Annotated in this window: 23 protein-coding genes and 1 pseudogene; 13 read left to right on the forward strand and 11 right to left on the reverse strand. The window is 67.3% G+C overall.

The window, feature by feature from the left end:
* The 3 genes and pseudogenes from B4F19_RS04665 to B4F19_RS04675 all read left to right on the forward strand — a co-directional run.
* Positions 1-330: pseudogene (locus B4F19_RS04665) on the forward strand (hypothetical protein); the annotation flags it as partial.
* Positions 327-1,511, forward strand: a complete 1,185-nt coding sequence (locus tag B4F19_RS04670) for an AAA family ATPase (RefSeq protein ID WP_228177599.1) — start codon at positions 327-329, stop codon at positions 1,509-1,511. The pseudogene B4F19_RS04665 and the gene B4F19_RS04670, both read left to right, overlap by 4 nt.
* A 35-nt stretch (positions 1,512-1,546) precedes the next feature.
* Positions 1,547-3,025 (forward strand): sensor histidine kinase, encoded by a 1,479-nt coding sequence (locus B4F19_RS04675; protein WP_228177600.1) that lies wholly within the window; start codon positions 1,547-1,549, stop codon positions 3,023-3,025.
* A 37-nt stretch (positions 3,026-3,062) separates the two neighbouring features.
* Here the strand turns inward: B4F19_RS04675 and B4F19_RS04680 are convergent, their stop codons facing one another.
* Entirely contained in the window at positions 3,063-3,311 is a 249-nt protein-coding gene (locus B4F19_RS04680; protein ID WP_019182239.1) for a WhiB family transcriptional regulator, read from the reverse strand.
* 218 nt (positions 3,312-3,529) lie between these two features.
* On the opposite strand from B4F19_RS04680, the gene B4F19_RS04685 reads away from it, so the two are divergent.
* Entirely contained in the window at positions 3,530-3,907 is a 378-nt protein-coding gene (locus B4F19_RS04685; RefSeq protein WP_228177601.1) for a histidine kinase, read from the forward strand.
* Here B4F19_RS04685 and bcp read toward each other — a convergent pair.
* The 3 genes from bcp to aroA form a co-directional block, all read right to left on the reverse strand.
* The gene (bcp, locus tag B4F19_RS04690) at positions 3,904-4,371 is read right to left on the reverse strand and encodes a thioredoxin-dependent thiol peroxidase (protein WP_292730179.1); all 468 of its coding nucleotides are present in this window, start codon (positions 4,369-4,371) and stop codon (positions 3,904-3,906) included. The two genes, B4F19_RS04685 and bcp, sit on opposite strands and share 4 nt — an antisense overlap.
* An 87-nt stretch (positions 4,372-4,458) precedes the next feature.
* The gene (gene rsgA, locus B4F19_RS04695) at positions 4,459-5,505 is read right to left on the reverse strand and encodes a ribosome small subunit-dependent GTPase A (protein WP_228177603.1); all 1,047 of its coding nucleotides are present in this window, start codon (positions 5,503-5,505) and stop codon (positions 4,459-4,461) included.
* Positions 5,502-6,866: a 3-phosphoshikimate 1-carboxyvinyltransferase gene (gene aroA / locus B4F19_RS04700; RefSeq protein ID WP_292730176.1), complete on the reverse strand. Its 1,365-nt coding sequence runs from the start codon at positions 6,864-6,866 to the stop codon at positions 5,502-5,504. The genes rsgA and aroA overlap by 4 nt, the downstream gene beginning before the upstream one ends.
* Before the next feature lie 35 nt (positions 6,867-6,901).
* Between aroA and B4F19_RS04705 the strand changes: the two genes are divergently transcribed.
* Positions 6,902-7,540, forward strand: coding sequence for a sigma-70 family RNA polymerase sigma factor (locus B4F19_RS04705; RefSeq protein ID WP_374198004.1), 639 nt, complete (start codon positions 6,902-6,904; stop codon positions 7,538-7,540).
* Entirely contained in the window at positions 7,537-7,815 is a 279-nt protein-coding gene (locus B4F19_RS04710; protein WP_228177606.1) for a zf-HC2 domain-containing protein, read from the forward strand. Before B4F19_RS04705 ends, B4F19_RS04710 begins: the two co-directional genes overlap by 4 nt.
* On the opposite strand, the gene B4F19_RS04715 is transcribed toward B4F19_RS04710, so the two are convergent.
* Together B4F19_RS04715 and B4F19_RS04720 are read right to left on the reverse strand one after the other, a co-directional pair.
* Positions 7,812-8,705, reverse strand: coding sequence for a diacylglycerol kinase (locus B4F19_RS04715; protein WP_292730173.1), 894 nt, complete (start codon positions 8,703-8,705; stop codon positions 7,812-7,814). The two genes, B4F19_RS04710 and B4F19_RS04715, sit on opposite strands and share 4 nt — an antisense overlap.
* Before the next feature lie 8 nt (positions 8,706-8,713).
* A complete protein-coding gene (locus B4F19_RS04720; protein WP_292733140.1) occupies positions 8,714-12,406 on the reverse strand; it encodes a multifunctional oxoglutarate decarboxylase/oxoglutarate dehydrogenase thiamine pyrophosphate-binding subunit/dihydrolipoyllysine-residue succinyltransferase subunit in 3,693 nt (1,230 codons plus the stop codon).
* 175 nt (positions 12,407-12,581) lie between these two features.
* Between B4F19_RS04720 and B4F19_RS04725 the strand changes: the two genes are divergently transcribed.
* Positions 12,582-14,036, forward strand: coding sequence for a GuaB1 family IMP dehydrogenase-related protein (locus B4F19_RS04725; protein ID WP_292733060.1), 1,455 nt, complete (start codon positions 12,582-12,584; stop codon positions 14,034-14,036).
* A 141-nt stretch (positions 14,037-14,177) separates the two neighbouring features.
* Here B4F19_RS04725 and B4F19_RS04730 read toward each other — a convergent pair whose 3' ends face one another.
* Complete coding sequence (locus B4F19_RS04730) at positions 14,178-15,131, reverse strand: hypothetical protein (protein ID WP_292733062.1); 954 nt, start codon at positions 15,129-15,131, stop codon at positions 14,178-14,180.
* 347 nt (positions 15,132-15,478) lie between these two features.
* On the opposite strand from B4F19_RS04730, the gene B4F19_RS04735 reads away from it, so the two are divergent.
* Positions 15,479-16,804 (forward strand): hemolysin family protein, encoded by a 1,326-nt coding sequence (locus B4F19_RS04735; protein ID WP_292730212.1) that lies wholly within the window; start codon positions 15,479-15,481, stop codon positions 16,802-16,804.
* On the forward strand, positions 16,801-17,868 hold the full coding sequence (locus B4F19_RS04740; protein ID WP_228177610.1) for a hemolysin family protein: 1,068 nt from the start codon (positions 16,801-16,803) through the stop codon (positions 17,866-17,868). Before B4F19_RS04735 ends, B4F19_RS04740 begins: the two co-directional genes overlap by 4 nt.
* Positions 17,869-17,878: 10 nt before the next feature.
* Here the strand turns inward: B4F19_RS04740 and B4F19_RS04745 are convergent, their stop codons facing one another.
* Positions 17,879-18,955, reverse strand: a complete 1,077-nt coding sequence (locus B4F19_RS04745; RefSeq protein WP_292733064.1) for an NADH:flavin oxidoreductase/NADH oxidase — start codon at positions 18,953-18,955, stop codon at positions 17,879-17,881.
* Positions 18,956-18,982: 27 nt separating this feature from the next.
* On the opposite strand from B4F19_RS04745, the gene B4F19_RS04750 reads away from it, so the two are divergent.
* The 3 genes from B4F19_RS04750 to B4F19_RS04760 are packed head-to-tail and all read left to right on the forward strand — an operon-like array spanning position 18,983 to position 21,479.
* Positions 18,983-19,834, forward strand: coding sequence for an ADP-dependent NAD(P)H-hydrate dehydratase (locus B4F19_RS04750; protein ID WP_228177612.1), 852 nt, complete (start codon positions 18,983-18,985; stop codon positions 19,832-19,834).
* Between the two features lie 56 nt (positions 19,835-19,890).
* The gene (locus B4F19_RS04755; RefSeq protein WP_292733065.1) at positions 19,891-21,174 is read left to right on the forward strand and encodes a hypothetical protein; all 1,284 of its coding nucleotides are present in this window, start codon (positions 19,891-19,893) and stop codon (positions 21,172-21,174) included.
* On the forward strand, positions 21,171-21,479 hold the full coding sequence (locus tag B4F19_RS04760) for a thiamine-binding protein (protein ID WP_228177614.1): 309 nt from the start codon (positions 21,171-21,173) through the stop codon (positions 21,477-21,479). Before B4F19_RS04755 ends, B4F19_RS04760 begins: the two co-directional genes overlap by 4 nt.
* Before the next feature lie 17 nt (positions 21,480-21,496).
* Here B4F19_RS04760 and metX read toward each other — a convergent pair whose 3' ends face one another.
* Together metX and B4F19_RS04770 are read right to left on the reverse strand one after the other, a co-directional pair.
* A complete protein-coding gene (gene metX, locus B4F19_RS04765) occupies positions 21,497-22,702 on the reverse strand; it encodes a homoserine O-acetyltransferase MetX (RefSeq protein ID WP_292733067.1) in 1,206 nt (401 codons plus the stop codon).
* Between the two features lie 143 nt (positions 22,703-22,845).
* Entirely contained in the window at positions 22,846-24,168 is a 1,323-nt protein-coding gene (locus tag B4F19_RS04770) for a bifunctional o-acetylhomoserine/o-acetylserine sulfhydrylase (RefSeq protein ID WP_292733069.1), read from the reverse strand.
* 138 nt (positions 24,169-24,306) lie between these two features.
* On the opposite strand from B4F19_RS04770, the gene B4F19_RS04775 reads away from it, so the two are divergent.
* Positions 24,307-25,083 (forward strand): SDR family oxidoreductase, encoded by a 777-nt coding sequence (locus B4F19_RS04775; protein WP_292733071.1) that lies wholly within the window; start codon positions 24,307-24,309, stop codon positions 25,081-25,083.
* A gap of 129 nt (positions 25,084-25,212) precedes the next feature.
* Here the strand turns inward: B4F19_RS04775 and B4F19_RS04780 are convergent, their stop codons facing one another.
* Positions 25,213-26,721, reverse strand: a complete 1,509-nt coding sequence (locus B4F19_RS04780) for an MFS transporter (RefSeq protein WP_292733073.1) — start codon at positions 26,719-26,721, stop codon at positions 25,213-25,215.
* Positions 26,722-26,763 lie beyond the last annotated feature (42 nt).

Here is a 26,763-nt window from a genome sequence, read left to right on the forward strand (position 1 = left end):
GTGCCCGCCGACGCTCTCGTGACCGACGACAGTACGCGATCCACGACGGTCGTCGTCCGCAGCGCAGCCGAGGTACCGGGTTCGGTCGTGGCCGGATCGACTGTCGAGTTGTGGGCAGCGCCGCGTCTTGATCAGTCACGCTTCGATACGCCACGCATTCTCGTGGCCGACGCGACGGTCGTCAGCGTCACCCGGGATGATTCACCCCTGGCCGGCGGAACGGCGGCGGTCGAACTGGTGATTCCCCGCGCCGATGTCGCTGCCGCGCTCGCTGCAATCGCCGACGGCTCCGCGCTCTCGGTCATCCCCTGGACCCCGGGGCTGCAATGAGAGCGCTGATCGCGCTGGACGAGCCACACGCGACGCGGCTGGCCGAAGAGCTCTCGCGGCTCGGATGGGACGCGCACGCAACGCCGGCCACGACACCCGGTCTCGCCGCCGCTCGCGGTGGTGTCCGGGGTGCCGGTGACGAGGAGCTGGAGCTTCTCGTCGTCGCTGCGCGCCACGACACACTCACACGTGAGCTCGTGACCGCTTGCGATCGGGAGGGAATCCGGATCGCCCCCGTGGGGGACGGTGAGACACCGGCGCGCCTGGCTCAGGCGTTCGGGCTCGGCGTGCCGATGTCGCCACGGGCTTCCGGGCGCGAGCTCGTGCGTGCCCTCCGAGACCCGCTGCCCGTCGCGCCGGTTCCCCGGAACAGGCGCCGAGTCATCGCAGTATGGGGTGCGGCAGGGTCGCCCGGGCGATCGACGATAGCGATCGAGCTCGCGGTGGAGCTCGCCCGCGACCGCGATGTGGCGCTGATCGATGCCGACTCCCACGCGCCCTCGATAGCGCTGGCGCTCGGCCTGCCCGATGAAGGTCCGGGGTTCGCCGCCGCATGCCGACAGGTGAACCGTGGCGCCCTGGATGTCGCCGAACTGGACCGAATCGCGCTTCGGCTCGGGCGGGGGCCACAGGTTCTGGCCGGCATCAATCGGCCTTCGCGTTGGCCGGAGCTGCGCGAGGATCGCGTACGTGCCGCGCTCTCCATATGCCGCGAGTGGGTGGATGACACCGTGGTCGACGTGGCGGCGCCCCTGGACCGTGACGAAGAGATCGTGAGCGATCTCGCCGGTGGCAGGCGCAACGCCGCAACGATCGCCGCCCTCCAGGAAGCCGATCTCGTCGTCGCCGTGGCCGGTGCGGATCCCGTCGGTATCAGCCGTTTCGTTCGCGGCTACGCGCAGCTGCGCGAGACAGTGGGAGCGACACCGATCGCGGTGGTCGCCAACCGGCTGCGCCCGGGCTCCCTGGGCATCGACGCCCGCGGCCAGGTACGCCGAAGTCTCGACCGGTTCGCCGGCATCCGTGACGTGTGGTTCGTGCCGCAAGATCCGCGCTCGGCCGATGCTGCGCTCCTGGCCGCCCGTCCGATCGCGGACGTTGCCCGGAGATCGCCGATCGTGTCCGGCGTGCGGCGCTTCGTGAGCGAGGCGCTCGCCGTCGACACTCGCAAAGCTGCGTAGTTCGAGCATCCACGCTGGGGCTCTAGGCTGAAACGATGTCGACCCTCAGCGATCTCGTCTATGACCAGGGGCGTTCCACCGGCGCGGATGTCGAATGGCTCCACCGCCTGGCCGGGGACGGTCAGTTGCTGGCCGATCTCGCTTTCGCCGACATCGTCATCTGGGTTCCGACGGCAGATGACTCGTTCGTCGCTGTCGGCCACGCCCGGCCCAGCGGCGCCGCGACCCTGTTTTATCGGGACATCGTCGGAGACCCCGTCCGACCCCAGTGGCGGACCCAGATTCGCGAGGCGTTCTTCTCGGGAATGATCGTCGACTCGGCATCCCCTGACTGGTTCGAAGAGACCCCGACCCGGGTCCGCGCGGTACCGATCGTGCGAGGGTCCGGCTCCGGTCGCACCACGCTGGGAGTCCTGACGCGCCACACCAATCTTGGGGAGACACGCACTCCTTCGCGCCAGCAGATCACCTTCAACGAGTGCGCCGACGACCTGTTCGGAATGGTCGCCTCGGGCGACTTTCCGGATCTCAGCGCACCGACCGCTCCGCGTCGGGGCGCTCCGAGAGCCTCTGACGGACTCGTGCGCCTCGACGTCGATGGGACGGTGACCTTCGCGAGCCCCAACGCTCTCTCGGCCTTCAATCGCATGGGGTTCGAGGATGAGCTCGAAGGCGAATCCCTCGTCGAGGTGACCACGGAGATCCTTCCCGAGAAGCGCCAGTTCGACGAGTCGCTTCCCCTGGTCGTGACGGGGAGGGCACCCTGGCGTGCCGACATCGAGGCGCGTGGTGTGACGGTGAGCCTGCGGACGATCCCCCTGCGCGACCACGGGACCCGCATCGGGGCGATCGTGCTGTGCCGCGATGTCACCGAATTGCGACACCAGGAGCAAGAGCTCATCACCAAGGACGCGACGATTCGCGAGATCCACCACCGGGTCAAGAACAATCTGCAGACTGTCGCGTCGCTCCTTCGCATCCAGGCTCGCCGTTCGCACACCGAAGAGGCCCGAGAAGCGCTGACGCAGGCGATGCGACGCGTCTCGGCGATCGCCGTCGTGCACGACACCCTCTCAGAGGGACTCACTCAGCGCGTCGATTTCGACGATGTCTTCGATCGTGTTCTCAAACTCGTCGCCGAGGTGGCTGCTGCACCCACGACACGCGCGCGGACCCGGTCTGTGGGACGCTTCGGCACCCTCCCGAGCGAGTACGCCACGCCCCTGGCGCTGGCCCTCACCGAGCTGGTGACCAACGCTGTCGAGCACGGCCTCGCCGGGAAGGAAGGCGACGTCGAGATCGAGGCCGAGCGCGACCCCGAGCGGCTCCTGGTGCGTGTTCGTGACAACGGCGTCGGCCTGCCGGAGGGCCAAGTCGGCCGAGGGCTGGGCACGCAGATCGTTCGGACGCTCATCCAGGGAGAACTCGGCGGCACGATCGACTGGCACACGCTCGTCGGAAGCGGTACGGAAGTCACGATCGACATCCCGCTCCGCTACATCGCGCTGGACTGAGCACGGCCTCCGGTCTCAGGCCAGCGCGCCGAGTGGCTCAGCTGGCGCGGCGAGCCCGGGCAGCGCGGCGCTTGAGGGCGCGGCGCTCGTCTTCGGAGAGGCCACCCCACACGCCCGAGTCCTGACCGGACTCCAGCGCGTACTGCAGGCAGATTTCGGTGACGGTGCACCGGGCGCACACGGATTTCGCCTTCTCGATTTGGTCGACGGCTGGACCGGTGTTTCCTACCGGGAAGAACAGCTCGGGGTCGACAGTCAAGCAGGCGGCCTTGTCGCGCCAATCCATAGGGGGTGCTCCTTGATGGGGAATGAGCATCGGGCCACCGGGCGGTCGGATACTCTGTGAGGTGTACGAGAAGATGTCTCGTCCCACGACCTTGTGGGAGCACACGGCTTTACCCATCGTCCCACAGCCGTTCACCCGAATCAAGGGTTCATCCGTGAGGACGTTGCAAGAACGTTGTGTACGGGCCGAGAGTGGTCGGGAGGTCCATGGTGCGCTCGATGATTGCCGCTCGAGCAGCGGGCGTGATCGTGCTATTGGAAGGGGCGGGAATCGGCGCACTCGCCGTCTGGGAGATCGTCGCGGTCATCACCGGGGACACGGCGGCACTCGACAGCGCGATCGCCCTGATCGTGCTGACGCTGGCCGGGGCGGCGATCGTCGCGGTGTTCGGTGTCGCCACCTGGCGGGGACTGTCATGGGGTCGCTCGGGAGCGATCGTGGCACAACTGCTGATCCTCGCGGTGGCGCTGGGAGCCGCAACAGGCCAGTATGCGCATCCGGTCACCGGCGTTGCAATCGCGATCCCAGCCGTCATCGCCCTCGTCCTCTTGGTGATCGCCGTTCGCGGCGCGGCCCCGCCGGCGCGGGAAGACTAGAGACCGAGCAGACCGCGGATACGGGCTACGTGCCCCGTCGCCTTGACGTTGTAGAGCGCGTGCGTGATGACGCCCTTCTCGTCGAGGACGAAGGTCGAGCGCAGCACACCTTCTGTCGTCTTGCCGTACATCGTCTTCTCGCCCCACGCTCCGTAGGCCTCGTGCACGGAACGGTCGGGGTCGCTCAGTAGGTCGTACGGAAGCGCGTCGCGTTCGCGGAACGCCCGCAGCTTGGCGGGAGCGTCGCGCGAGATGCCGAGCACCACGTAACCGGCGGCGCGAAGCGGCTCGACACTGTCGCGGAAGTCGCAAGCCTCCGTCGTGCAGCCGGGTGTCATCGCCTGCGGGTAGAAGAAGAGGATGAGGCCCTGGCCGCGCAGGTCGTGAAGCGAGACATCACTCTCATCCTGGTTCAGGAGGGTGAAGTCGGGTGCAGCGGTGCCGGGTTCTAGACGCACTGTCATGAATCCACCCTAGAGCCGTGCGCCCGGCGCGGGCCACCATCAGCCGGTGCGGTTGCACGTGACATGGATGCTGCGGCGCGAGGCGTATCAGGGGCGGTCAGAGAACGTCGTGAGCAGACGCTGCAGTGAATCCAGCCGCGCTGCCGCCCCGGGCCCGAGGCGTCCCGCCGCCACAGCCTCTTCGATGGCGCAATCGGGCGCGTCGGGCAGGTGAGTGCACCCACGCGGACACTCGCGTGCGACCTCGGCAAGGTCGGTGAACGCCCGCAGGATATTGTCGGGATCGACGTGACCGAGCCCGAAGGAGCGCACGCCGGGGGTGTCGACCACCCATCCCGTGCCCGACGGTGCCTCGTAGCGCAGCGAGACCGTCGAACTCGACGTGTGTCGTCCCCGACCGGTGACCTCGTTGACATGTCCCGTCGCCCGCTCGGCGCTCGGGACCAGAGCGTTGACAAGGGTGGACTTACCCACGCCGGAGTGCCCGACGAACACTGTGCTGTGGCCGACGAGCGCGGCACCGATCCGCTCCAGGGGCATGTCAGAGCGCGCACTGGTGAAGACCTCGAGGTCGAGGCCCGCGAAGTGCGACAGAAACTCCTCTGGGTCCGAAAGGTCGGTCTTGGTGATGACCATCAGGGGGCGGATACCGGCATCCAGTGCTGCCACCAGGTAGCGGTCCACCAGCCGGGGGCGCGGCTCCGGGTCGGCGGCGGCGATCACGATGAGCATCTGATCGGCGTTGGCGACGATGACGCGCTCGACCTGATCGGTGTCGTCGGCGCTTCGGCGAAGGAGAGACGTGCGGGGTTCGATGCCCACGATCCTGCCGAGAGTTCCCTCGTCTCCCGAGGTGTCTCCCACAACCCGGACGCGGTCACCGGTGACGATCGCGGTGCGGTGAAGTTCGCGAGCGCGGGCGGCGGTAACCTGGCGTTCGGCGCCAGTGTCTTCGCCGACGAGCACGGTGTAGCGGCCGCGGTCCACCCCCAGGACCCGCGCGATCTCGGCATCCGCGTGGCTGGGGCGGCGCTTGGTGCGCGGCCGGTTGGCCTTGGGGTTCGGCCTGACGCGGATATCGCTCTCGTCCATGCCGAGTTCATCGTCATCATCGACGTCCCCGAGCCAGCTCACTCCGCGCCGTTCCCTTCGAGCATGGAGGTCCAGAGCTCGGGGAACTGCGGCATCGTCTTCGCTGTGGTCCCGATGTCGTCGACCACGACTCCGCCGACGGCGAGGCCGATCAGCGCGCCGGTCGTCGCAATACGGTGGTCATGGAACGCCTGCCACACCCCGCCGTGGAGCGGCTGAGGCAGGATTCGCAGGCCGTCCTCGAGCTCTTCTGCGGCTCCGCCGAGCGCCCGCAGGTTGCCGACGAGCGCAGCGATGCGGTCGGTCTCGTGGCCGCGAATGTGCCCGACTCCCGTGATTGTCGTCGGTTCCGGGGCGAATGCGGCCAGCCCCACGATCGTGGGTGTCAGCTCACTCGCCGCCGACAGGTCGATCTCGATGCCACGGATGCCGCGCCCCGCAGCGACGGTGAGGGCGCCACCGCGGCGCGTGACGCGGGCCCCCATTTCGTGCAGGATCGTGGCGAGCATGACGCCGGGCTGTGTCGAGTGCGCGGGCCACCCGGTGATCGTGACGCTCCCTCCGGTGACCATGGCAGCTGCCAGGAACGGAGCGGCGTTGGACAGGTCGGGTTCGATGGCCACCGTCTTTCCGCGCGGGGGCTGCGGGGGAACGATCCACTCGCGCGGCGAGGGCCGCTCCACATGCACGCCGCGGTTCGCGAGGCACTCGATGGTCATATCGATGTGCGGCATGCTCGGCAGGCGTGACCCCGAGTGAATGAGGTGGAGACCCGTGTCGAAACGGGGAGCTGCGAGCAGCATCCCGGAAACGAACTGGCTTGAGGCGCTCGCGTCGATGACGACTTCGCCGCCGCGGATGTGTCCGTGCCCCCGCACCTGGAAAGGGAGTGCCCAACGGCCCTCGTCGTCGACGTCGACGCCCACGTCACGAAGGGCCGTGATCATGGCTCCCATGGGCCGGTGCAGCGCGCTCTCATGCGCAGTCAGTGTGACATCGCCCTCGGCCAGCCCGGCAATGCCCGCGATGAACCTCATGACGGTGCCGGCCTGACCGCAGTCGACTGTCGCACCGCGAAGCCCCGAGGAGGACGCACCGACCGAGCCGGATCCGCTGGGAGGCGTGACGATCAGGTCGGGCCCGAAGGGGCTCTCGCCCTCCACGCTCTCGATCTGGATACCCAGCGCCGTGAGGGCCGCAACCATGCGGACGGAGTCGTCGGAGTGCAGCGGAGCGTGGAGCGTGCTCGGAGAATCGGCGATCGCCGAGAGGATCAATTCGCGGTTCGTGAGCGACTTGGATCCGGGAACTGCCAAACGGGCGGTGAGTGCTCCCGAGGCGCGCGGAGCCGACCAACCGGACTCTCCCAAGCCGGTCGGGGTGGAATATCTTTCGCCGCTCATCGGTTCCTAGCCTAATGAGGGACGGAAGGAGCCCGATGACGATCGCTATGGCGCCGGACGTAGACTGGCGCGTGATGACTGATCAGGCCGAGGCGCCGGCCGACCCGCGCGCGCAGTTCGAAGAGCAGGCCCTGCCGTTCATGGACCAGCTCTACGCGGCTGCGATGCGAATGACACGGAACCCCGCGGATGCTGCAGACCTTGTGCAGGAGACCTTCGTCAAGGCGTACGCATCGTGGTCGAGCTTCACTCAGGGCACGAACCTGAAGGCGTGGCTTTACCGCATCCTGACCAACGCGTACATCAACACGTACCGCAAGAAGCAGCGTGAGCCGTACCAGAGCGCCATCGAGGATCTCGAAGACTGGCAGCTCGGCGGAGCGGAGTCCACGACATCGTCCCGCACGCGGTCGGCAGAAGCTGAAGCAATCGACCATATGCCGGCATCCGTCGTGAAGGACGCGCTGCAGTCGATTCCCGAGGACTTCCGGCTCGCGGTGTATCTCGCCGACGTCGAAGGCTTTGCGTATCAGGAGATCGCCGACATCATGAAAACCCCCATCGGCACCGTGATGAGCCGTCTGCACCGTGGCAGACGGATGCTGCGGGAGCTGCTGGCCGAATATGCGACCGAGCGGGGGATCTCGGTCGCCGTATCGAGGAGCGACACATGACCGATTGCGGTTGCGCCAAAGCCACGCGGGACTTGGAGGAGTACCTGCGCAACGAAGTGTGCAAGACCGAGCATGCCGACATCCGCGAGCACCTTGAGCACTGTCCGGCCTGCCGCGACGAAGCGCTCGTGGCCACGACGCTCACCGAGGCTGTTGCTCGGGCGTGCAAGGAGACTGCGCCCGAGGAGCTTCGCGATCAGGTCATGGCAAAGCTGCGCGCGGTACAGGCTGTGCACGACACAGAGCTGGCCTCGAAGGGTGCGTCGAGCGCTTAGTTCGCAGGCACGAAAACACGAAGCGCCCGGGGAACGACGTCGATCTGGACCGGCAGGGGCCCGATCGGGTCGCGGTCGGCGTAGGCGGTGACGCCCGGCGCGCTGAGGCGGATCATCCGAGCCCGGTACATGCTCACTTCGGGGACATCTCCGTGCGTTCCGCGGTAGACACGGGGGAGCAGTCGAAGAAAGCGCGCGCGATGGGTCGGGCGAACAAGGCCGACATCCAGTTCCCCATCGGCGGGATCTGCGCGAGGCGCGATCTGAACACCCCCGCCGTAGCTGGTCCCGTTGGCAACGGCTGCCATCAGGAGGGCGCCATCGTGCCGGGTCACGCTGCCCGCGGCATCCGTCAGTTCGATCTCGTATGCGAAGCTACGTAGCCCTACCAACTCTCGCAGAATGGCGATGGTGTATCGCGACGAGCCGCGAGGCCACCGCATCCGGTTGGCCCGGTCGTTGACACGCGAGTCGAAGCCGCTGGCCAGGACCGATCCGAAGTAGACCTCCGGCTCGCCGTGTCGACTGATGCGCGCGAGGTCGATATCGCGAGTCAGCCCGCCGACGATCGCGTCGGCAGCTTCGTCGGGGTGCAGCTCGCGGATGCCGAGCATGTCGGCCAGGTCGTTGCCCGTCCCCGCCGGGATGATGCCGAGAGGTGTCGTGCTGTGGGCCAGAACCTGCATCGCAAGGGACACCGTCCCGTCACCGCCAGCCACGGCTACGGCGTCAGTTCCGAGGCGCACCGCCTCGCGCAGCAACTCCGTCGACTCGACAGCGCTGCCACCGCTGATCAAGGTCGCGCGAATGCCGTGCTCGCGAAGTCGCTCGGCAGCCCTGGTCGCGATCGTGCCACCCGTTCCGGCTCGAGCCGCCGGATTGACCAGCACGGTGACGTTCAGAGGGTGAGCGCCTTCTGCATGATCGCCGCCTGCTCAGCGGCATGCACCTTGGGGGAACCCGTCGCGGTGGATGCCGCGGCAGCACGCGAGACCCGACGGATCGTGCGACCGTGCAGGTGCTTGACCACTTCGAGGGCGATGAAGGGCCACGCGCCCTGGTTCTCGGGCTCGTCCTGCACCCACACCAACTCGGCGTTCGGGTACTCGTCGATGACGCGGTTGAGGTGCTCGACCGGCGCGGGGTAGAACTGCTCCAACCGCACCAGGGCGATCTCAGGGTTGGGGTTCTTCTCGAGCTCCGACCGCAGATCCCAGTGGATCTTCCCGGCGTGGAGCAGGACCCGCTTGACAGCGCTCTTGTCGATCCCGCGATCATCGTCGAGCACCGGCTGGAACCGGCCTCCCACGAAGTCCTCGACGGGGCTTGTCGCACCACGAAGGCGCAACATCGCCTTCGGAGTGAACACGACGAGGGGCCGCCGCGGACGCGCGTACGCCTGACGGCGAAGCAGGTGGAAGTAGGAGGCCGGTGTCGATGGGCGCGCAACGATCATGTTGTCCTGGGCGCACATCTGCAGGTACCGCTCGATGCGGGCCGACGAGTGATCGGGGCCCTGACCTTCGTATCCGTGCGGCAGCAGCAGGACGACGCTCGACTGCTGACCCCACTTCTGGTCAGCTGACGAGATGAACTCGTCGATCACGGACTGGGCCCCGTTCGCGAAGTCGCCGAACTGCGCTTCCCACAGCACGAGCGTGTCGGAGCGTTCGACGGAATATCCGTACTCGAAGCCCATCGCGGCGTACTCGCTGAGGAGCGAGTCGTAGATCCAGAACCTGCCCTGCGACTGCGACAGGTTCACCAGCGGCAGCCACTCCTGACCGTTCGCGCGGTCGTGGAACACGGCGTGACGCTGCACGAAGGTCCCTCGTCGCGAGTCCTGGCCGACCATGCGGACGTTCGTTCCCTCCACGAGGAGGGAGCCGAACGCGAGGAGCTCGCCGAACGCCCAGTCGATGCCGCCGTTGCGGCTCATGTCCTGGCGCTTGTCAAGCAGCTGCTGCAGCTTCTGATGCACCGTGAAGCCATCGGGTTTGTTGACGAACGCGTCTCCGATGAGTTGCACGACATCGCGCGAAACTCCCGTTGTCTCGGGTTCGCCGATCGTGTCGATCGAGCCGGTCATCGGGGCGCTCGCCACCTGAGAAGAACCGGTCTCGGCAGCATGCGTCTCGGCGAACGCCTGCTCCAGCCGATCCTGGAAGTCCTTCTTGGCCTGCTCGTACTGCTCTTCGGTGATGTCGCCGCGTCCCACGAGCGACTCGGTGTACAGGCGGCGCACCGACCGCTTCGCCTCGATGAGGTTCGTCATCAGTGGCTGGGTCATCGAGGGGTCGTCACCCTCGTTGTGTCCGCGGCGGCGATACACGACCAGGTCGATCACGACATCCCGGTGGAACCGCTCGCGGTAGGCGAAGGCGACCTGGGCGACTCGGACCACGGCCTCGGGGTCATCGCCATTGACGTGGAGGATGGGCGCCTGGATCGTCTTTGCGACATCCGTCGCGTAGACCGAGGTTCGGCCATCCTGCGGCAGCGTCGTGAAACCGACCTGGTTGTTGACCACGACATGCACGGTGCCGCCGGTGCGGTAGGCGCGCAACTGCGACATCTGCAGGGTCTCGACCACGACGCCCTGGCCGGCGAAGGCCGCGTCACCGTGGATGAGGATGGGCAACCACGAGAACGAACCCAGCGGCATCCGATCCTGCTTGGCCCGCGTGATTCCCTCAAGGACGCCATCGACGGTCTCGAGGTGCGACGGGTTGGCCGCCAAATACACCGGAAGCTCTTCACCGCCGTCAGCGACGAAGGTGCCCTCGGTCCCGAGGTGGTACTTCACGTCGCCGGAGCCACGCTTGGAACCGATCGCGACGCGTCCCTCGAACTCGCGGAAGACCTGTCCGTAGGTCTTGCCGGCAACGTTGGTCAGGACGTTCAGTCGCCCACGGTGCGCCATTCCGATCGTGGCTCCGTCGAGACCGGTTTCGGCTGCGCCCTGCAGGATCTCATCCAGGAGCGGAATGAGGGACTCGCCGCCCTCGAGGCTGAACCTCTTCTGGCCGACGTACTTGGTCTGCAAGAACGTCTCAAAAGCCTCAGCTTCGTTGAGCTTGCTGAGGATGCGCAGCTGCTCGTCGTGGCCCGGCTTGGTGTACTTGACCTCGAGGTTCTGCTGGAACCAGGCCCGCTGCTCCGGGTCCTGAATGTGCATGTACTCGATGCCGATCGTGCGGCAGTACGAATCACGAAGTACACCGAGAACCTCGCGCAGCTTCATCGTGCGCTTGCCCCCGAAGCCGTTGGTGACGAACTCTCGGTCGAGGTCCCAGAACGTGAGTCCGTGCGACTCGATCTCGAGGTCGGGGTGAGTGCGCTGCTTGTATTCGAGCGGGTCGATGTCGGCCATGAGGTGGCCGCGAACGCGGAAGCTGTTGATCAGCTCTTGAACGCGAGCGGTCTTGTCGATTCGCTCGGCGATGTCGACGTTGATGTCGGCATTCCAGTGGATCGGCGCATAGGGGATGCGCAGCTCCGCGAAGATGTCTTCGTAGAAGTGGCGCTCACCGATGAGCAACTCGTGGACCTTCTTGAGGAACTCTCCCGAGCCGGCACCCTGTATGACACGGTGGTCGTACGTGCTCGTGAGGGTGATCGTCTTGCCGATCGCCAACTCGTTGAGGGTCTTCTCACTCGCGCCCTGGAACTCGGCTGGGTACTCGAGTGCGCCGGCGCCGACGATGCATCCCTGCCCCTTCATGAGGCGCGGGACCGAGTGCACGGTACCGATGCCGCCGGGGTTGGTGAGCGAGATCGTCGTGTTCTGGAAGTCCGCCGCGGTGAGCTTGTTCTTGCGGGCGCGGGAGACCAGGTCTTCGTAGGCAGCCAGGTACTCGGCGAAAGTGAGGGTGTCGGCGTGCTTGATGCTTGGCACAAGCAGTGCCCGCGTGCCGTCGGGCTTCGGGAGGTCGATCGCGATACCGAGGTTCACATGGGCTGGCGCGACAACTGACGGCTTGCCGTCGATCTCTGCGTAAAACACGTTTTGGCTGGGGAACTCGGTGAGAGCGCGGATGATCGCCCACCCGATGAGGTGCGTGAAGCTCACCTTTCCGCCGCGGGTGCGCGCCATGTGATTGTTGATCACGATCCGGTTGTCGATCATGAGCTTGGCGGGGACGGTGCGCACGCTCGTCGCGGTGGGAACAGTGAGCGACTCATCCATGTTCGCCGCGAGAGTCTTCGGCATCCCCTTGAGGACCGTCACCGTGTCCTCGGACGGCGAGGCGTCCGATGCGGCGCGCGCGGTGTCAGGGGCCTGCGCCGGAATCGGTTGGGCGGAGGCAGGCCGCGCGGTCGTGCGCGCTACGGGCTGCGAGCCGATCACGGGCGTGGGTGCGGTCACCGGATGCGCATCGTTCGACGACGGCTTCGCAGCTGCGCTCTCTTCGGAGGGCTTGGCGCCGTTCTCGGCTGCGGAGTGGTAGGCCTCAAGTACCGGCCACCAGGCCTTATCTACGGAGTTGCGGTCTTGCCGGAACTGTTCGTAGAGCTCTTCAACGAGCCACTCGTTGGCACCGAACTCACTTTCGTTCGACACTCCGACGCCGGTCACCTGACTCGACACGTTAGATCGCCCGCTTTCGTCACGATTGTCGTCGCGGACCATCGTCGTCGCGCCCGCGTCGTTCAACAGTCCAGCGTAGTCCGTCTGAACACCCCGGCAGGCCATCCGAACCCTGGGCTGCGCCGCGAATTGGTCACGATTCCGCTGAGATCATTGACCGGTACGCTTGGCGCACATGGAGTTCTACGGTGATGCGCCGGCCTTCGACCTGACCTACTCGGACGTCTTCCTCGTTCCTCGCCGATCGGGGGTGGGCAGCCGACTCGAGGTGGACCTGTCACCGCGGGATGGGACCGCGGCCACCGTCCCACTGGTCTCGGCGAACATGAACTCGGTCACGGGTGCGCGCCTTGCCGCGACGCTCGCGCGCCGGGGCGGTCTCGGCGTTCTTCCGCAGGACCTGCCTCTGCAGGAGCTGGACGCCGCGATCCGCTGGGTCAAGGACCAGCCCGCTGCCTGGGACACCCCGCTGGTGCTTCCCCCCGACGCGACGGTTGCCGACGCAACGACGCTGCTTCCCCCGACGGAGGGCTACGGGGTGATCGTCGCGCAGCCCGCCGACCGTCTCATGATCGAAGACGTTCAGGGCATCGTCACCGCTGTCCGACTCGGATCTGCCCTCCCTGACGCTCGGCTGGGCGATCTCGCCCGTGGACGACCCGCGTCGGTGGACGCTGATGACATCGAGTCGGCTCGGCACGCGTTCGACGTGATCGTCGCCGCCGACGCCGAGATCGTCTGCGTCGTGCACCACGGACAGGTCGTCGGCACGCTCTCGCGTCGGAGTGCCCTGCGCGCGACGCTGTACCGGCCCGCCGTTGACCGAGACGGTCGCCTGATCGTCGCGGCAGCCGTGGGAATCAACGGGGACGTCGCGGGCAAGGCGCGAGCGCTCGTGGCCGCGGGTGTCGATGTTCTCGTCCTCGATACCGCGCACGGACATCAAGAGGGGATGCTGGCGGCGCTGCGAACAGTGTCGGCTCTCGATCTCGGTGTTCCGCTCGTGGCGGGCAACGTGGTCACCAGCGCCGGCGTCGACGACCTGGTTGCGGCCGGTGCAAACATCATCAAGGTCGGTGTCGGACCGGGGGCGATGTGCACGACGCGCATGATGACCGCCGTGGGGCGACCGCAGTTCTCGGCTGTCCACGAGACTGCGCTCGCCGCTCGCACCGCCGGTGCTCACGTGTGGGCTGACGGCGGAGTGCGCTACCCGCGCGACGTCGCCCTCGCGCTGGCAGCCGGCGCGGCATCCGTCATGATCGGTTCGTGGTTCGCCGGGACGATCGAAGCCCCCGGGACCCTCCAACGCGACGCAGCTGGACGCCTCTACAAGGAGTCGTGGGGAATGGCGTCGACCAAGGCCGTCCAGGCTCGATTCGGTCGCCTGGACGCCTACGAGCGCGCCCGTAAAGAGCTGTTCGCCGAAGGCATCTCGTCGTCGAAGATCTATCTCGACCCGCAGCGCCCGGGCCTCGAAGACCTCATCGACATGATCACCTCCGGCGTTCGCTCGTCGTTCACCTACGCCGGCGCCGCCTCGGTCCCCGAGTTCCACGAGCGGGCCCTCGTCGGCCTGCAGTCCGCTGCCGGCTATGAAGAGGGGAAGGCGCTCCCGGTCAGCTGGTGATGTTCGTCGTCCGGTGATCCCTCGAGTGCGGCAGAAATGTGCAGCTGCGGCGGATAGAAGCACAGCGGCTGCACACAACTACCGCATACGGATGCCGGCAGCCAGCGAACACGCGTGCGTGCTCCGCTCGGCGGCGAGCGGTCAGGGGCGCGGCAGTGCGCTGCGCAGTCCGTCGCCCGTGAGGATGTCGTAGAGGCGACGCGGACGCTCAACATCCGTGCGGTCCCACCGCGAGAATCCACGCACTTCACGTCGAATCTCGTTCTCCCGGTTCTTCTCGTCGATCACCGCGTCGGCTGCATCGTGACCTGGGCGACGGAGCGCGGCATCCCGGTACTTCCCTTCGCCGTCGAACTCGCCCCAATGATCAGCCTCGGGAAAGTAGAAGTCCGCGAACACGAGTCTTCCGGTCCGCAACATGCGCCGCTCTTGCAGCCGGGGTCGAGGGAACCCCAGGCGTGCGAGCTCGACCCGGCAGTGAGATTCGCGAACGTTCGCCGCTCCGCGTTCCGCGAACGACAGCACCCGTAGAGCTCGGACCTGTCCGCGGTGGTGCGCATCGCGAGTCCACAGCTCGTGAATGGTGTCGATGTCGGTGAGTTCTCCACCCGGCCGATCCGCCCAGATCGCTTGATCGACGCTGGCGACGGCGGGAAGAAACCGAAGCGAGCGGGCGAGATCAAGCGCGGTCTGTGCCGGCGTCGTGATCATGTGACGACCGAATGGCATCACCTCGAGCGTCCGCCGGTCGCGGGTGTGGCGGCGAACGACGCCGCTGGAGCGCCCGCCCGTTGCAGGCCCGCAGGTCACATCGACGGCCTCTGGCCAGGGATCCAACATGTCGATGCCGTGCTCCGCTGCCGCCGCCGCATGCGAGATGACGGCGCCGGGCTCAAGACGACGCGCGACTTCGTGAACACGCACGCGGTGGCGCTCGATTGGGGTGAGCATGAGCCAGTGATCGGAGCGGACAAACGCCCCGGGTGCGACCTTTACCCAGGTGCCCTCGTCCAGGGCGCGCCGCAGGCGACGATTATCCAACGGTTCCATCCGCTCGGAACGGCGGATCGTGTCGATCTCGGGCAGTGGGCGCACGACAGCATCCTCGGATCGCGGGGCGCGCGTCATCCTCGCGGGCAGTGCGGAGGTGGATGCGCGCCCGAACGCTCGCGTAGGGGAGGAAACCCGGTCCTGTGTAAGGTGGCAGCGCACGGGGTGGGTCGGGCACGCGTGTCTGGTCAGTGCTGCAGTTTCGTGCGGATGCTGCGCACAGATGCGCCGCGCGTGCGCAGAAGTGCCGCACGTGTGGGGATCAGACAGGTGCGTCGCGATGCCGTCCGGGTGCGGACGTTCGGCGGGTAGACTCATCTCACGATGGACGACCCTCCGAGTTGCCGACGATCGCCCCACCGACCCGCACCCCAGACCTGGGGTGATGCGTGATGGAGTTCATCATGCTGGGGGTGGGGCTTCTGCTCACGATCGGCACGGGACTGTTCGTCGCCAGCGAGTTCGCGCTGGTCAACCTTGATCGCGCCGACCTCGAAGCGCGCCAGGCAGCGGGGGAGACGCGCCTTTCGCTGACGATCAGCGCGCTGAAGATCACCTCGACACACCTCTCCAGCGCCCAGTTGGGCATTACGCTGACCACGCTGCTCACCGGTTACACCATGGAGCCGGCGATCTCGAGTCTGCTACGCCCGGTCTTCACTGGGTGGGGCTGGCCGGATGCCGTCATCAGCCCGCTCGCCGCCATCATCGGTGTGGCGATCGCGACGATCTTCTCGATGGTGATCGGCGAACTCGTACCGAAGAACTTCGCCTTGGCCGTGCCTCGGCAGACGGCGAAACTCGTCGTGCCGTTTCAGACCGCGTTCACTACCGTCTTCCGGCCGGCGATCGTCGTGCTCAACGGGAGCGCCAACGCGTTTCTTCGCGCCGTAGGCGTCGAACCGAAGGAAGAGCTCTCGGGTGCGCGCTCGGCGGAGGAACTGTCGAGCCTCGTGCGCCGCTCGGCCAACGCCGGCGTCCTCGAGCAGGACACCGCGTCGCTGCTCGACCGTTCCCTCACCTTCGCGCGCCTGACCGCCGCCGATGTCATGACGCCGCGGCCGAGCGTTCACGCGCTCGCCGCTGACGACTCCGTCGAGGACGTCATCCAGCTCGCACGCTCGACCGGTCACAGCCGCTTTCCCGTGTACGAGGAGTCAATGGATGACATCGTCGGGATCGCTCACCTGAAGGCCGCGGTGGGAGTGCCGCGCGGCAAGCGCGGAACCGTTCCGGTGGGGGCGATCGCGACCGAGCCGCTGCGTGTCCCCGAAGCGGTCCATCTTGACGCGCTCCTGGCCGAGCTTCGTTCGCGCGGATACCAGATGGCTATCGTCGTCGACGAGTACGGCGGTACAGCCGGCGTCGTCACCCTCGAGGACCTCGTCGAGGAGATCGTCGGTGAAGTCCTCGACGAGCACGACCGGCGCCGCACCGACATCGTGCGCATCGACCGGGATGTCGTGTTCCCCGGTGAGCTGCGGCCCGACGAGGTTCTCGATAGGGTCGGCATCCGCATCCCCGTCGGCGACGTGTACGACACCGTCGGTGGCTACCTCATGAGCGAACTCGAGCGGATCCCGGTCGTCGGAGACACCGTCGAGCTCGAGGAGGGGACCCTTTCGGTGGAGCGGATGGCAGGCAGGCGCGTCGACCGGGTTCGGTTCGTTCCCGCCGCGCTTCCCGGTGAGGATGCCGACGAGGAGGTGTCCTCGTGAGCGACTGGGCAGGCCTGGCATGGCTGGTCGTCCTGTTGGTGGCCAATGCCTTCTTTGTCGGTGCGGAGTTCGCTGTCATCTCGGCACGCAGATCGCAGATCGAACCTCTGGCCGAGCGCGGCTCACGCGCCGCCAAGACATCGCTCTACGCGATGGAGCACGCGACGCTCATGCTCGCGACCTCGCAGCTGGGGATCACGATCTGTTCGCTGTTGATCCTGAACGTCTCGGAGCCGGCGATTCACCACCTCTTGGCGGTGCCGCTCGAACTCACCGGGCTGAGCTATGCGGTAGTCGATGTCATCGCCTTCGTGATCGCCCTCGTCCTGGTGTCTTACCTGCATGTCGTGTTCGGCGAGATGGTGCCGAAGAACCTCGCGTTCTCGGTGCCCGATCGCGCGGTTCTGATGCTCGCGCCGCCGCTGGTGTGGGTGTCGAAGGTCTTCCACCCGGTGATCGTCACGCTCAACTGGATCGCGAACCACGTCGTGCGGTTGTTCCGGGTCGAGCCGAAGAACGAAGCGACCTCGACCTACACGCTCGAGGAAGTCGCGACGATCGTCGCCCAGTCGCGTATGGAGGGAGTGCTCGAGGACACGGCAGGAACGGTCGCCGCAGTGGTCGAGTTCACCGAGAAGAAAGCGCGCGATATCGCGGTGCCGCTCGCAGATCTGCTGACGCTGCCGCAGAACACGACGCCGAAGCAGATCGAGCGCGCCGTCGCCAAGAACGGGTTCTCGCGGTACGTCATCGTGGACCCCGCCGGTGTCCCGCTCGGCTACGTCCACCTGAAAGACATCCTGCGCGCTGCCGAGGGGGAGGGCGCCGCGACCGACGTCGTGAGGCCGATCGATCCGGCCCGCATCCACCACATGGTGCCGGTGACCGAGAACACCGACCTCGAGGATGCGCTTGCTCTCATGCGCGAGCAGGGACGACACCTGGCTCAGGTCCGGGATGCCGGCGGCACCATCACCGGCGTCCTTTTCCTCGAGGATGTCATCGAGGAACTCGTCGGCGAGGTGCAGGATGCCACGCGCCGCGGCTGGCGGAACGAGCGGTAGCGGTTCGCGCTCACCTCGTCTGCGCCAGGCGGGCTCGCTCGTATTGCGCCGGCCAATAGTCGATGTCTACGTCGAGTTCGGTCGCGGCGCGAAGGGCGAAGTGGGGATCGCGAAGCCACTCGCGCGCCGCCATGACGGCGTCGGCTGCGCCCGAGGCGAGAACCTCCTCGGCCTGCGCGCCCGTCGTGATCATGCCCACGGCGCTCACGGGGACCCCCGCGAGCTCGCGCACCTCGCGCGCGAACGGCACCTGATAGCCGGGGCCGGCGATGACCTGCTGGTGGGCGACGAGGCCGCCGCTGGAAATGTCGATGAACACGGCACCGCGCTGAGCAGCCCACGCGGCGACAGCCGCCGTGTCTGCCACGCCCCAGCCCCCTTCGGCCCAGTCCGTGGCAGAGAACCGCACCATTACCGGGGTGGTGGGCGCGGCGACGCGGACCGCGTCGATCACCTCGAGCAGCAGGCGCGCGCGGTTCTCGAGCGAGCCGCCGTATGAGTCGGTTCGCTGATTCGACAGGGGCGAGAGGAACTCGTGGAGCAGGTAGCCGTGCGCGGCGTGCACCTCCAGTACATCAAAGCCCGCCTCGACGCTGCGGCCGGCCGCCTCGGCGAAATCCTTGACGACCCGGGCGATTCCGGCGGCATCCAGCTCCTGCGGAATGGCGTAGCCGTCGTAGGCGATCGGGGAGGGCGCCAGCGCCTGCCATCCGCCGTCTGTTACCGGAACCGAGCCGCGGCCTGCCTTCAGGGGCGACCACGTCGACGCTTTCCGGCCCGCGTGCGCGAGCTGGATGGCGGCAAGAGCTCCGCGAGAGCGGATCTCGGAAGCGATCGGTGCCCAGCCGTCACGCTGCTGGTCGTTCCAGATCCCGGTGTCGTCGGGGCTGATCCGCCCCTCCGGGCTCACGGCCGTCGCCTCGGTCATCACCAGACCCGCGCCTCCGCTCGCGAACGAGCTCAGGTGGGTCAGATGCCACGTGTTCGGCATCCCGTCTGTCGAGCTGTACTGGCACATCGGAGCTACCCACAGGCGGTTGCGGGCCCGCAGCGAACCGATCTCGACAGGGGTGAACAGCAGACTCATCGATTCTCCAGAGGTAGGGTTGCTCGCATGTTGCGGTCATGGGGGGCAGATGACGCGCGACGCGTCCTGGGGAGACCAACCGCAGGCGACGACAAGTATTCCCGCGGGGTCGTGGGGCTTCGCACCGGGTCGCAGCAATTCCCCGGCGCCGCCGTGCTCGGGGTCGAGGGCGCCTGGCGCACCGGCATCGGCATGGTTCGCTACCTTGGACCGTCGCGGGCCACACGGCTCGTGCTGGCACGGCGTCCGGAAACCGTGACGGCAGAGGGGCGCGTGCAGGCCTGGGTCATCGGGTCGGGCACCAGCGTCGAAGCCCGCACGGATGCCGAGACGCGCGCGGTGCGCAACATTCTCGACGGGTCAGATCCCGTCGTCGTCGACGCAGGCGCGCTTGATCTCGCGGCATCGGCGACAGCGCCGGCGGTGATCACACCGCACGCCGGTGAGCATGCGAAGCTCCGCTCCGCGCTCGGGCTCGACCCGGATGACGCCCGGAGCGCCACCAGCGCGGCAGAGACCGCAGCCACGCTCGGAGCAGTTGTGCTGCTGAAGGGGGCCACGACCGTCGTGGCGTCGCCGGAGGGTTGGGAGTGCGCGATCGAGGCCCCGACGTCGTGGCTCGCAACAGCCGGGACCGGAGACGTTCTCGCGGGGATTCTCGGCTCGGTCACGGCCGGAGCCGCTGCGCGGCGCGCGTCGGTGTCACTTGCCGCATGTGCGGCGACCGCGGCCTGGCTGCACGGTCAGGCCGCCCGTGCAGCGTCGGAGTCGGTTGCTGGCGGACCGATCACGGCGTTGGATGTCGCAGAGCACCTCCCGCCCGTGGTCGGGCACCTTTTGGCGAGCGCCGAAGCACCCACGGTGCTCAGCGAATCGTGATCACCACGACCAGCCTTGTGACAGGGTGGGCCCCGCCTCTTCCGTAGGATGGTGCCGTGGCACGTCGGGGTTGGATGTGGGTGGCGTTCGCCCTGGTACACGGTTTCGTCGCGGTGGCGGGCTATCAGCTCCCGCACGCACCGATGGGTGATGTGTACCTGGTGTACGAGCCTTGGTCGGGCTGCGCCCTCGGCATGATGGACTATTGCGGGCCGGCCGGGCGGCAGATCGTGGGAATCACGGAGCCGTGGGTCTACCCGGCCCTAGCGCTCGTGCCCATGCTCGCGGCGTGGCTGTTCGAGGCCGCAGTGTCGTACACGCCGGCCTGGGCGATCGTCGTGACGCTCGTCGATGCCGTCGCGTTCGCCGTGCTCCTCGGTGATGCGCGTTCCCGCGGGCGGGCGCTAGCTGCCGCGTTCTGGCTTACCTTCATGGTCGCGCTCGGGCCCGTCGGACTGTACCGCCTCGAAGGAATCACGGTGCCCCTGGCGATCATGGGATGCCTGTGGCTCATTCGTCGGCCGTGGCTCGGATCGGCGTTGCTTGCTGCAGGCACCTGGATCAAGGTGTGGCCCGCCGCTCTGTTGGCTGCGGCCGTCGTGGCAGTGCGACGTCGCCTGGCCATCGTCGGTGGTGCGCTCATCGTGTCGGCAGCCACCATCGCGGTGGTACTCGCTCTCGGGGGCGGACGGTATCTCTTCGGATTCATCACCGACCAGACCGGCAGAGGCCTTCAGATCGAGGCACCGGTCTCGGCGCCATACATGTGGTTCGCGGCACTGGATGTTCTGGATTCGAGGGTCTACTACGCCAGCGACCTGCTCACCTTCCAGGTCAGCGGCCCCGGCGTGAACGAGGTGATCGCCGTCATGACGCCGCTGCTTGCTGCATCCGTGCTGGCGCTCCTGCTCCTCGGACTGTGGGGCGTTCGCCGCGGGGCGCCCGTCGTCCGCCTCTACCCCGCACTGGCCTTCGCGCTCGTGCTCGCCCTCATCGTCGTCAACAAGGTCGGCTCGCCCCAATACATGACGTGGATCGTCGCGCCGATCGTCTTCGGGCTCGTCATCGACCGCGCTACGTGGCTGCGCCCCGCGGCGTTTGCCGTCGCGACGGGCCTGCTGACTCAGATCGTCTACCCGATCTTCTACAACTTCCTCATGACGGACCATCCAGCCCCGGGGGTCGTCGCCTTGCTCACGGTGCGAAACCTCGCCCTCGTGGTGATGTTCGTCTGGTCGGTCATCCACCTGGTGCGCGTCGCCCGCAACGCCGAGTCCGGGGCAGGCCGATTGGCATCATACAAACGCCCTGCATCCGTCATCGAAAGGTCTCCCTCATGATTGTTGCCTTCTCCGTCGCGCCCAGCGGCACAGGCCGCGCCGACGGCTCGGTTCACGATGCCGTGGCCGCAGCAGTGCGGATCGTTCGCGAATCGGGTCTGCCGCACCGCACCTCATCGATGTTCACCGAGATCGAAGGCGAGTGGGATGAGGTGTTCGCCGTCGTGAAGGCTGCGACCGAGGCTGTCGGCGCGTACGGTTCCCGAGTCTCGCTCGTGCTCAAGGCCGACATCCGTCCCGGCTACACCGGCGAACTCGACGGAAAGCTTGAGCGCCTCGAGCAAGCCCTCAGCGACGAGTCCTGACACCGCGGACTGCGCCGTCAGCTCTCCAGGAGCCGGCGCAGTTGGGCGCTTACAATGGGCGTCTCGATGAGGAAGCCGTCGTGGCCGAAGTCGCTCGAGATGACCGCCGCCTGATCGCCATCGAGGCTCGTGCGGATGCCGCGCGCGATGCGATGCTGACCCTCGATGGGGAACAGTCGGTCGCTGTCGATTCCGACCACGAGGGCTGTAGCAGTCACGCGGGCTAGCGCATCCTCGATGCCGCCGCGTTCCCTGCCCACGTCGTGCGAGTTCATCGCCTCCACGAGGGTGATGTAGGTATTGGCATCAAAACGGCGGGTGAAGCGGTTGCCGTGGAAGTCGAGGTACGACTCGACGGCGAACCGGCCGCCATTGCCGAGGGGGCTGACCTCGGACTGCCACGAGCGTTGGAAACGCTGGTTGAGCTCGGTGGGGGACCGGTAGTTCAGCAGTGCCATGCGCCTGGCGAGCGCCAGTCCGCGGTGCGGGCCGTCGCCGTCGGCTGCGTCGTAGTACTCGCCGCCTTGGAACCGCGGGTCGACCCGGATCGCATCGAGCTGCACGGAGTTGAGCGCGATCTGGTCGGCGGTATTCGCCGGAGGCGCCGACAGCACAGCTACCCGTGCGACCCTGTCGGGGTATTCGATTGCCCACTCGAGCGCGTGCATCCCGCCCATCGACCCGCCGATGACCGCGGCCCAGACGTCGATGCCGAGGGCATCGGCGAGCTGCCGCTGCGCGTGAACCTGGTCGCGGATCGTGAGGTACGGGAACCGTGCCGCCCACTCGTACCCGTCGGGCGCGATCGTCGCGGGCCCCGTCGACCCCTGGCATCCGCCTAGCATGTTCGGCGCGACCACGAACCAGCGGTCAGTATCGATCGCGCTCCCGGGCCCCACGATTCCGTCCCACCAGCCATCGGTGGCATGTCCGGGACCGGCGGGCCCGCGCACGTGCGAGTCGCCGGTCAGCGCGTGCAGGATCAGGATCGCATTGTCGCGCGCGGGGGAGAGCTCACCCCACGTCTCGAAGGCGAGGCGGTAGGCCGGAAGCTCGGCGCCACCCTCGGTCCGAAAAGCGCCGAACGCAGCAAAGTGACGATCTCCGGCGGGGTCGCCATCGCGCCATGCTCCGGTCGCGGGGGGCCTTCCCAGGAGCAGGCGCGCGTCGGCTTCAGTCACGGGCGAAGAGGGCACCGTGTCTTCCGAGGTCTGCCAGTCCATTCGCCCATTCTCCCGGGTCAGGCACGGTTCCCGTCGCAATATGACGTTCCCCGCGTCCGGACGCCAACGCCGAAGGGTCGCAACTCGCCGCAGGATCTGGGATCTGTGCGGCGCGTTGCGACCCTTCGGGTGCGACGCGCAGGTCAGGCGTTGGCTGCGGCTCCGACGCTGCGTGCTGCGGCGAGGGCCTGGGCAAGGTCGGCCTTCAGGTCCTCGATGTTCTCGAGACCGACGGAGAGGCGAACCAGCCCAGGAGTCACGCCAGCGGTGAGCTGCTGCTCGGGGGTGAGCTGCGAGTGGGTGGTGGATGCCGGGTGGATGACGAGCGAGCGCACGTCTCCGATGTTGGCGAGGTGGCTGAACAGCTCGAGAGAGTCCACGAAGGCGCGACCGGCGTCGACCCCGCCCTTGAGCTCGAACGAGAGCACAGCGCCGACGCCCTTGGGTGCGTAGGTGTTCGCGGCGGCGTACCACGGGGAGGTGGGCAGACCCGAGTAGTTCACTGCCGCAACGTCATCCTGGTTCTCGAGCCATTCGGCGATCTCCTGGGCGTTCTGCACGTGACGCTCGATGCGCAGCGACAGGGTCTCGATGCCCTGCAACAGCAACCAGGCGTTGATCGGAGAGATCGCCGAGCCGAGGTCGCGCAGCAGCTGGACGCGTGCCTTGATGATGTAGGCAAGACCGTCGCCGACAGCCGTCGTGTAGGACGCGCCGTGGTAGGACGGGTCGGGCTCGGTGAGGCCGGGGAACTTCTCGACGTTCTGCGACCACGCGAACTTGCCGCCGTCGACGATGATGCCGCCGATGGTGGTGCCGTGACCGCCGAGGAACTTCGTCGCCGAGTGAATGACGATGTCGGCGCCGTGCTCGAGCGGACGGATGAGGAACGGGGTCGCGATCGTGTTGTCGACGATCAGCGGTACGCCGTTCTCGTGGGCGACGGCGGAGACCGAGCGGATGTCGAGGACGTTGATCTTCGGGTTGCCGATCGTCTCGGCGAAGAAGAGCTTCGTGTTCGGGCGGACCGCGCGACGCCACTCCTCGGGGTCGTCCTGGTTCTCGACGAAGGTCGTCTCGATGCCGAGCTTGGCCAGCGTGTACTTGAAGAGGTTGTACGTGCCGCCGTAGATCGAGCTCGACGAGACGATGTGGTCGCCGGCCTGGGCGATGTTCAGGACAGCGAAGGTCTCGGCGGCCTGGCCGGAGGAGACGAGGAGGGCACCGCTGCCGCCCTCGAGCGCCGCGACGCGCTGCTCCACGACGTCCTGCGTCGGGTTCATGATGCGGGTGTAGATGTTGCCGAACTCGGCCAGGGCGAAGAGGTTCTGGGCGTGGTCGGCGTTGTCGAACACGTACGAGGTGGTCTGGTAGATCGGGGTCGCGCGCGACTTGGTGGTCGGGTCGGGTGCAGCGCCGGAGTGGATCTGCTTGGTCTCGAACTTCCAGTTCTCGGGTGCGGACATGGTGTGCTCCTTGAGTCTTCGGGGTCGGTCGGCGGGTCGACCGGCCACCACCGAGAGTACGAACATGAGCCCGTGTCAACAACAGTGCGGAAATGTGACGTAACACTCGGGCGGTCCCGCGGCGGCTAGCGTTGAGGTATGACCAGACGCGCTGTGGTGACGGGGGCAAGTTCGGGAATCGGCGCGGCGACGGTGCGCCGGCTGCGCTCGAGCGGATGGGAGGTCGTCGCTGTCGCGCGCCGGGCTGATCGCCTGGCGGCGCTGGAGGCGGAGACTGGTGCCGTCGCGTTCGCGGCGGATCTCACGACGGATGCCGACATCGACGCTCTGACGCAGTTCCTCGCCGGCTCCGGCGCCGTGCACGCCCTTGCGCACATCGCCGGCGGAGCCCGCGGCACCGACCGGGTCGAAGACGGGAACGTGTCCGACTGGCAATGGATGTACGACGTCAACGTCCTCGCGGTGCAGCGACTCACGCGTGCGCTGCTGCCGCAGCTGCGGCAGGCTGCGGCATCCGACTCTCACGCCGACCTCCTCTTCGTGACCTCTACCGCCGCGCAGGTGGCCTACCCCGGAGGCGGCGGGTACAACGCCGCCAAGGCAGCCGAGTCGATGCTTGTCAGCGCCCTGCGCCTCGAGCTGAACGGCGAGCCGCTGCGCGTCGTCGAGATCGCCCCCGGAATGGTCTACACCGAGGAGTTCACGCTGAACCGCGTCGGCGGTGACCGCGAGCGGGCTGCGGCGGTTTACGAGGGCGTGCAGCATCCGTTGACTGCGGAGGATGTCGCTGACGTCATCGGCTACGCCCTGGAGGCGCCGGGCCACGTGAATCTCGACCTCGTCACCATGCGTCCCGTTGCCCAGTCGGCGCAGCACCTGCTGGCCCGCGGTCCGCTCCGGCCCCGCCTCCCGTAGCCCGACCGCTCGCCCTGCACCACCGGTCACGAGTGTGCGGTCGTTGTGTGCGGATGCTGCGCATTTATGTGCCGCAGTTGCGCACAATAGCAGCACACATGTGAGACTGCGCCGCGCTCGGGTGAGCGGTCAGGTGAGCTGGGAGCTGCCCCGGGTCGCGTCGAGTTGACTCGTATCGGTGTCGGCGAAGGCCACCTTCGGGACGAACAGCAACAGCAGGGCCGCGAGGAACCCGCCGCCGGCGCAGATCGCCCAGACGGCGAGATAGCCGCCGAGGGATGCTGCGGTCTCGCTGGCAACTGCTCCGGCGCCTGCAGCCAGCAGCACCCCGAACACGGCTGACGCGAAGGCGCCGCCCACAGTCTTGGTGGTGTTGGTGAGCGCCGACGCGATCCCGGTCTGTCCGCGGGGCGCCGCAGCTGCCGCAGCAGCCGGAAGCGCCCCGACCAGGGCTCCGGAGCCGAGGCCCGCGACCATGAGGTTCAGCAGGACCTGCCACAGCTCGACGTGGAACGGAAGGAAGAGCGAGTAGCCGATGCCGACCAGAAGCGAGGCGCCGATCAGGATGAGTCGCGGGTTGGCGCGCCGGGACAGGATGGCGAAGATGATGGCGCCGATGATGAGGGAGAGCAGGTAGACGCCGATGACGTAGGAGCGCTGCGAGGCAGACAGTCCAAGACCGTAACCGAGGGAGGAATCAGTGCCCGCGTAGGTCGACAGCGGTCCCTGGGCGCCCAACAGGCTGATTCCCACGAGGAAGGCCGTCGTCTGCACCGGCCACATCTCGGGACGGCGCAGGACGCGGATGTCGATAGCGGGGTCGTCCTGGCGCAGTTCAAACTTCACGAACCAGACGAAGACGGCAATGCCCGCGGCGAAGAGGGCCACCACCCACCACCACGCGTTCTCGCCGAGGTCGAGCTGCGGGATCATGCGCATGTAGACGAGGGCGCCGGTGACCAGCAGCAGGCCCCAGGTCAGCAGCACGAACCCCCACGTGTCCAGGCGCCGGCCGGGCGTCGGCTCGGACTCGGGAACGCCGAGCCAGATGACACCGGCGATGAGGGTGACCGCGATGGCGGGGATCATCATCGTGACGATGAGATCGCCGCCGGTGGCTTCGAAGATCGCTCCTGCGGCCAAGGCGCCGGCTATCGCACCGGCCTGCAGCCCGACGACGAGGAGCCCGGCTGCGCGCCGGGTTGACGAGACACCCCGGTTCTGGCGGCGACCGCGCTCGAAGATGAGCGCGACCTCGAGGGGCAGCCAGACGACGTAGAACCCCTGCAGTGCCCAGGCGATCAGGAACGTCCAGAAGTCTCCCGCGAACACGAGCCACCAACTGGCAGCGGCGGTCAGGATCGACGAGATCAGCAGGATGCGCTTGTGCCCGTACATGTCGCCGAGCTTCGCGAGAATCGGAACGACGATCGCAGACAGCAACAGCTGGGCTGCCTCGAACCAGTTCACGTCCGAGTCATGGATGCCGAGGTCGATGACGATGTCGCTGAAGAGCGGAACGTAGTAGCCCTGGATGATGCCGCTGACGAATTCGACGAGGATGAACCAGCCGATCAGCCCTGCAGTGATTCCCAGGCCCGTTCCGCGCAACCGGTCGAGGGCGGATGCGGCGGGCATGCCCGCGAGAATAGCACCGCGGCCGCGCCTAGTCTGGTGCGG

Source organism: Microbacterium sp. UBA1097 (assembly GCF_002313585.1).
GTDB lineage: Bacteria > Actinomycetota > Actinomycetes > Actinomycetales > Microbacteriaceae > Microbacterium.

Excerpts from the sequence above, each read along its gene's own strand:
- B4F19_RS04670 (WP_228177599.1), top strand. The coding sequence starts at position 327 with ATGAGAGCGCTGATCGCGCTGGACGAGCCACACGCGACGCGGCTGGCC.
- B4F19_RS04675 (WP_228177600.1), top strand. The coding sequence starts at position 1,547 with ATGTCGACCCTCAGCGATCTCGTCTATGACCAGGGGCGTTCCACCGGC.
- B4F19_RS04680 (WP_019182239.1), bottom strand. The coding sequence starts at position 3,311 with ATGGATTGGCGCGACAAGGCCGCCTGCTTGACTGTCGACCCCGAGCTG.
- B4F19_RS04685 (WP_228177601.1), top strand. The coding sequence starts at position 3,530 with ATGATTGCCGCTCGAGCAGCGGGCGTGATCGTGCTATTGGAAGGGGCG.
- bcp (WP_292730179.1), bottom strand. The coding sequence starts at position 4,371 with ATGACAGTGCGTCTAGAACCCGGCACCGCTGCACCCGACTTCACCCTC.
- aroA (WP_292730176.1), bottom strand. The coding sequence starts at position 6,866 with ATGAGCGGCGAAAGATATTCCACCCCGACCGGCTTGGGAGAGTCCGGT.
- B4F19_RS04705 (WP_374198004.1), top strand. The coding sequence starts at position 6,902 with ATGACGATCGCTATGGCGCCGGACGTAGACTGGCGCGTGATGACTGAT.
- B4F19_RS04710 (WP_228177606.1), top strand. The coding sequence starts at position 7,537 with ATGACCGATTGCGGTTGCGCCAAAGCCACGCGGGACTTGGAGGAGTAC.
- B4F19_RS04725 (WP_292733060.1), top strand. The coding sequence starts at position 12,582 with ATGGAGTTCTACGGTGATGCGCCGGCCTTCGACCTGACCTACTCGGAC.
- B4F19_RS04735 (WP_292730212.1), top strand. The coding sequence starts at position 15,479 with ATGGAGTTCATCATGCTGGGGGTGGGGCTTCTGCTCACGATCGGCACG.
- B4F19_RS04745 (WP_292733064.1), bottom strand. The coding sequence starts at position 18,955 with ATGAGTCTGCTGTTCACCCCTGTCGAGATCGGTTCGCTGCGGGCCCGC.
- B4F19_RS04750 (WP_228177612.1), top strand. The coding sequence starts at position 18,983 with ATGTTGCGGTCATGGGGGGCAGATGACGCGCGACGCGTCCTGGGGAGA.
- B4F19_RS04760 (WP_228177614.1), top strand. The coding sequence starts at position 21,171 with ATGATTGTTGCCTTCTCCGTCGCGCCCAGCGGCACAGGCCGCGCCGAC.
- metX (WP_292733067.1), bottom strand. The coding sequence starts at position 22,702 with ATGGACTGGCAGACCTCGGAAGACACGGTGCCCTCTTCGCCCGTGACT.
- B4F19_RS04770 (WP_292733069.1), bottom strand. The coding sequence starts at position 24,168 with ATGTCCGCACCCGAGAACTGGAAGTTCGAGACCAAGCAGATCCACTCC.
- B4F19_RS04775 (WP_292733071.1), top strand. The coding sequence starts at position 24,307 with ATGACCAGACGCGCTGTGGTGACGGGGGCAAGTTCGGGAATCGGCGCG.
- B4F19_RS04780 (WP_292733073.1), bottom strand. The coding sequence starts at position 26,721 with ATGCCCGCCGCATCCGCCCTCGACCGGTTGCGCGGAACGGGCCTGGGA.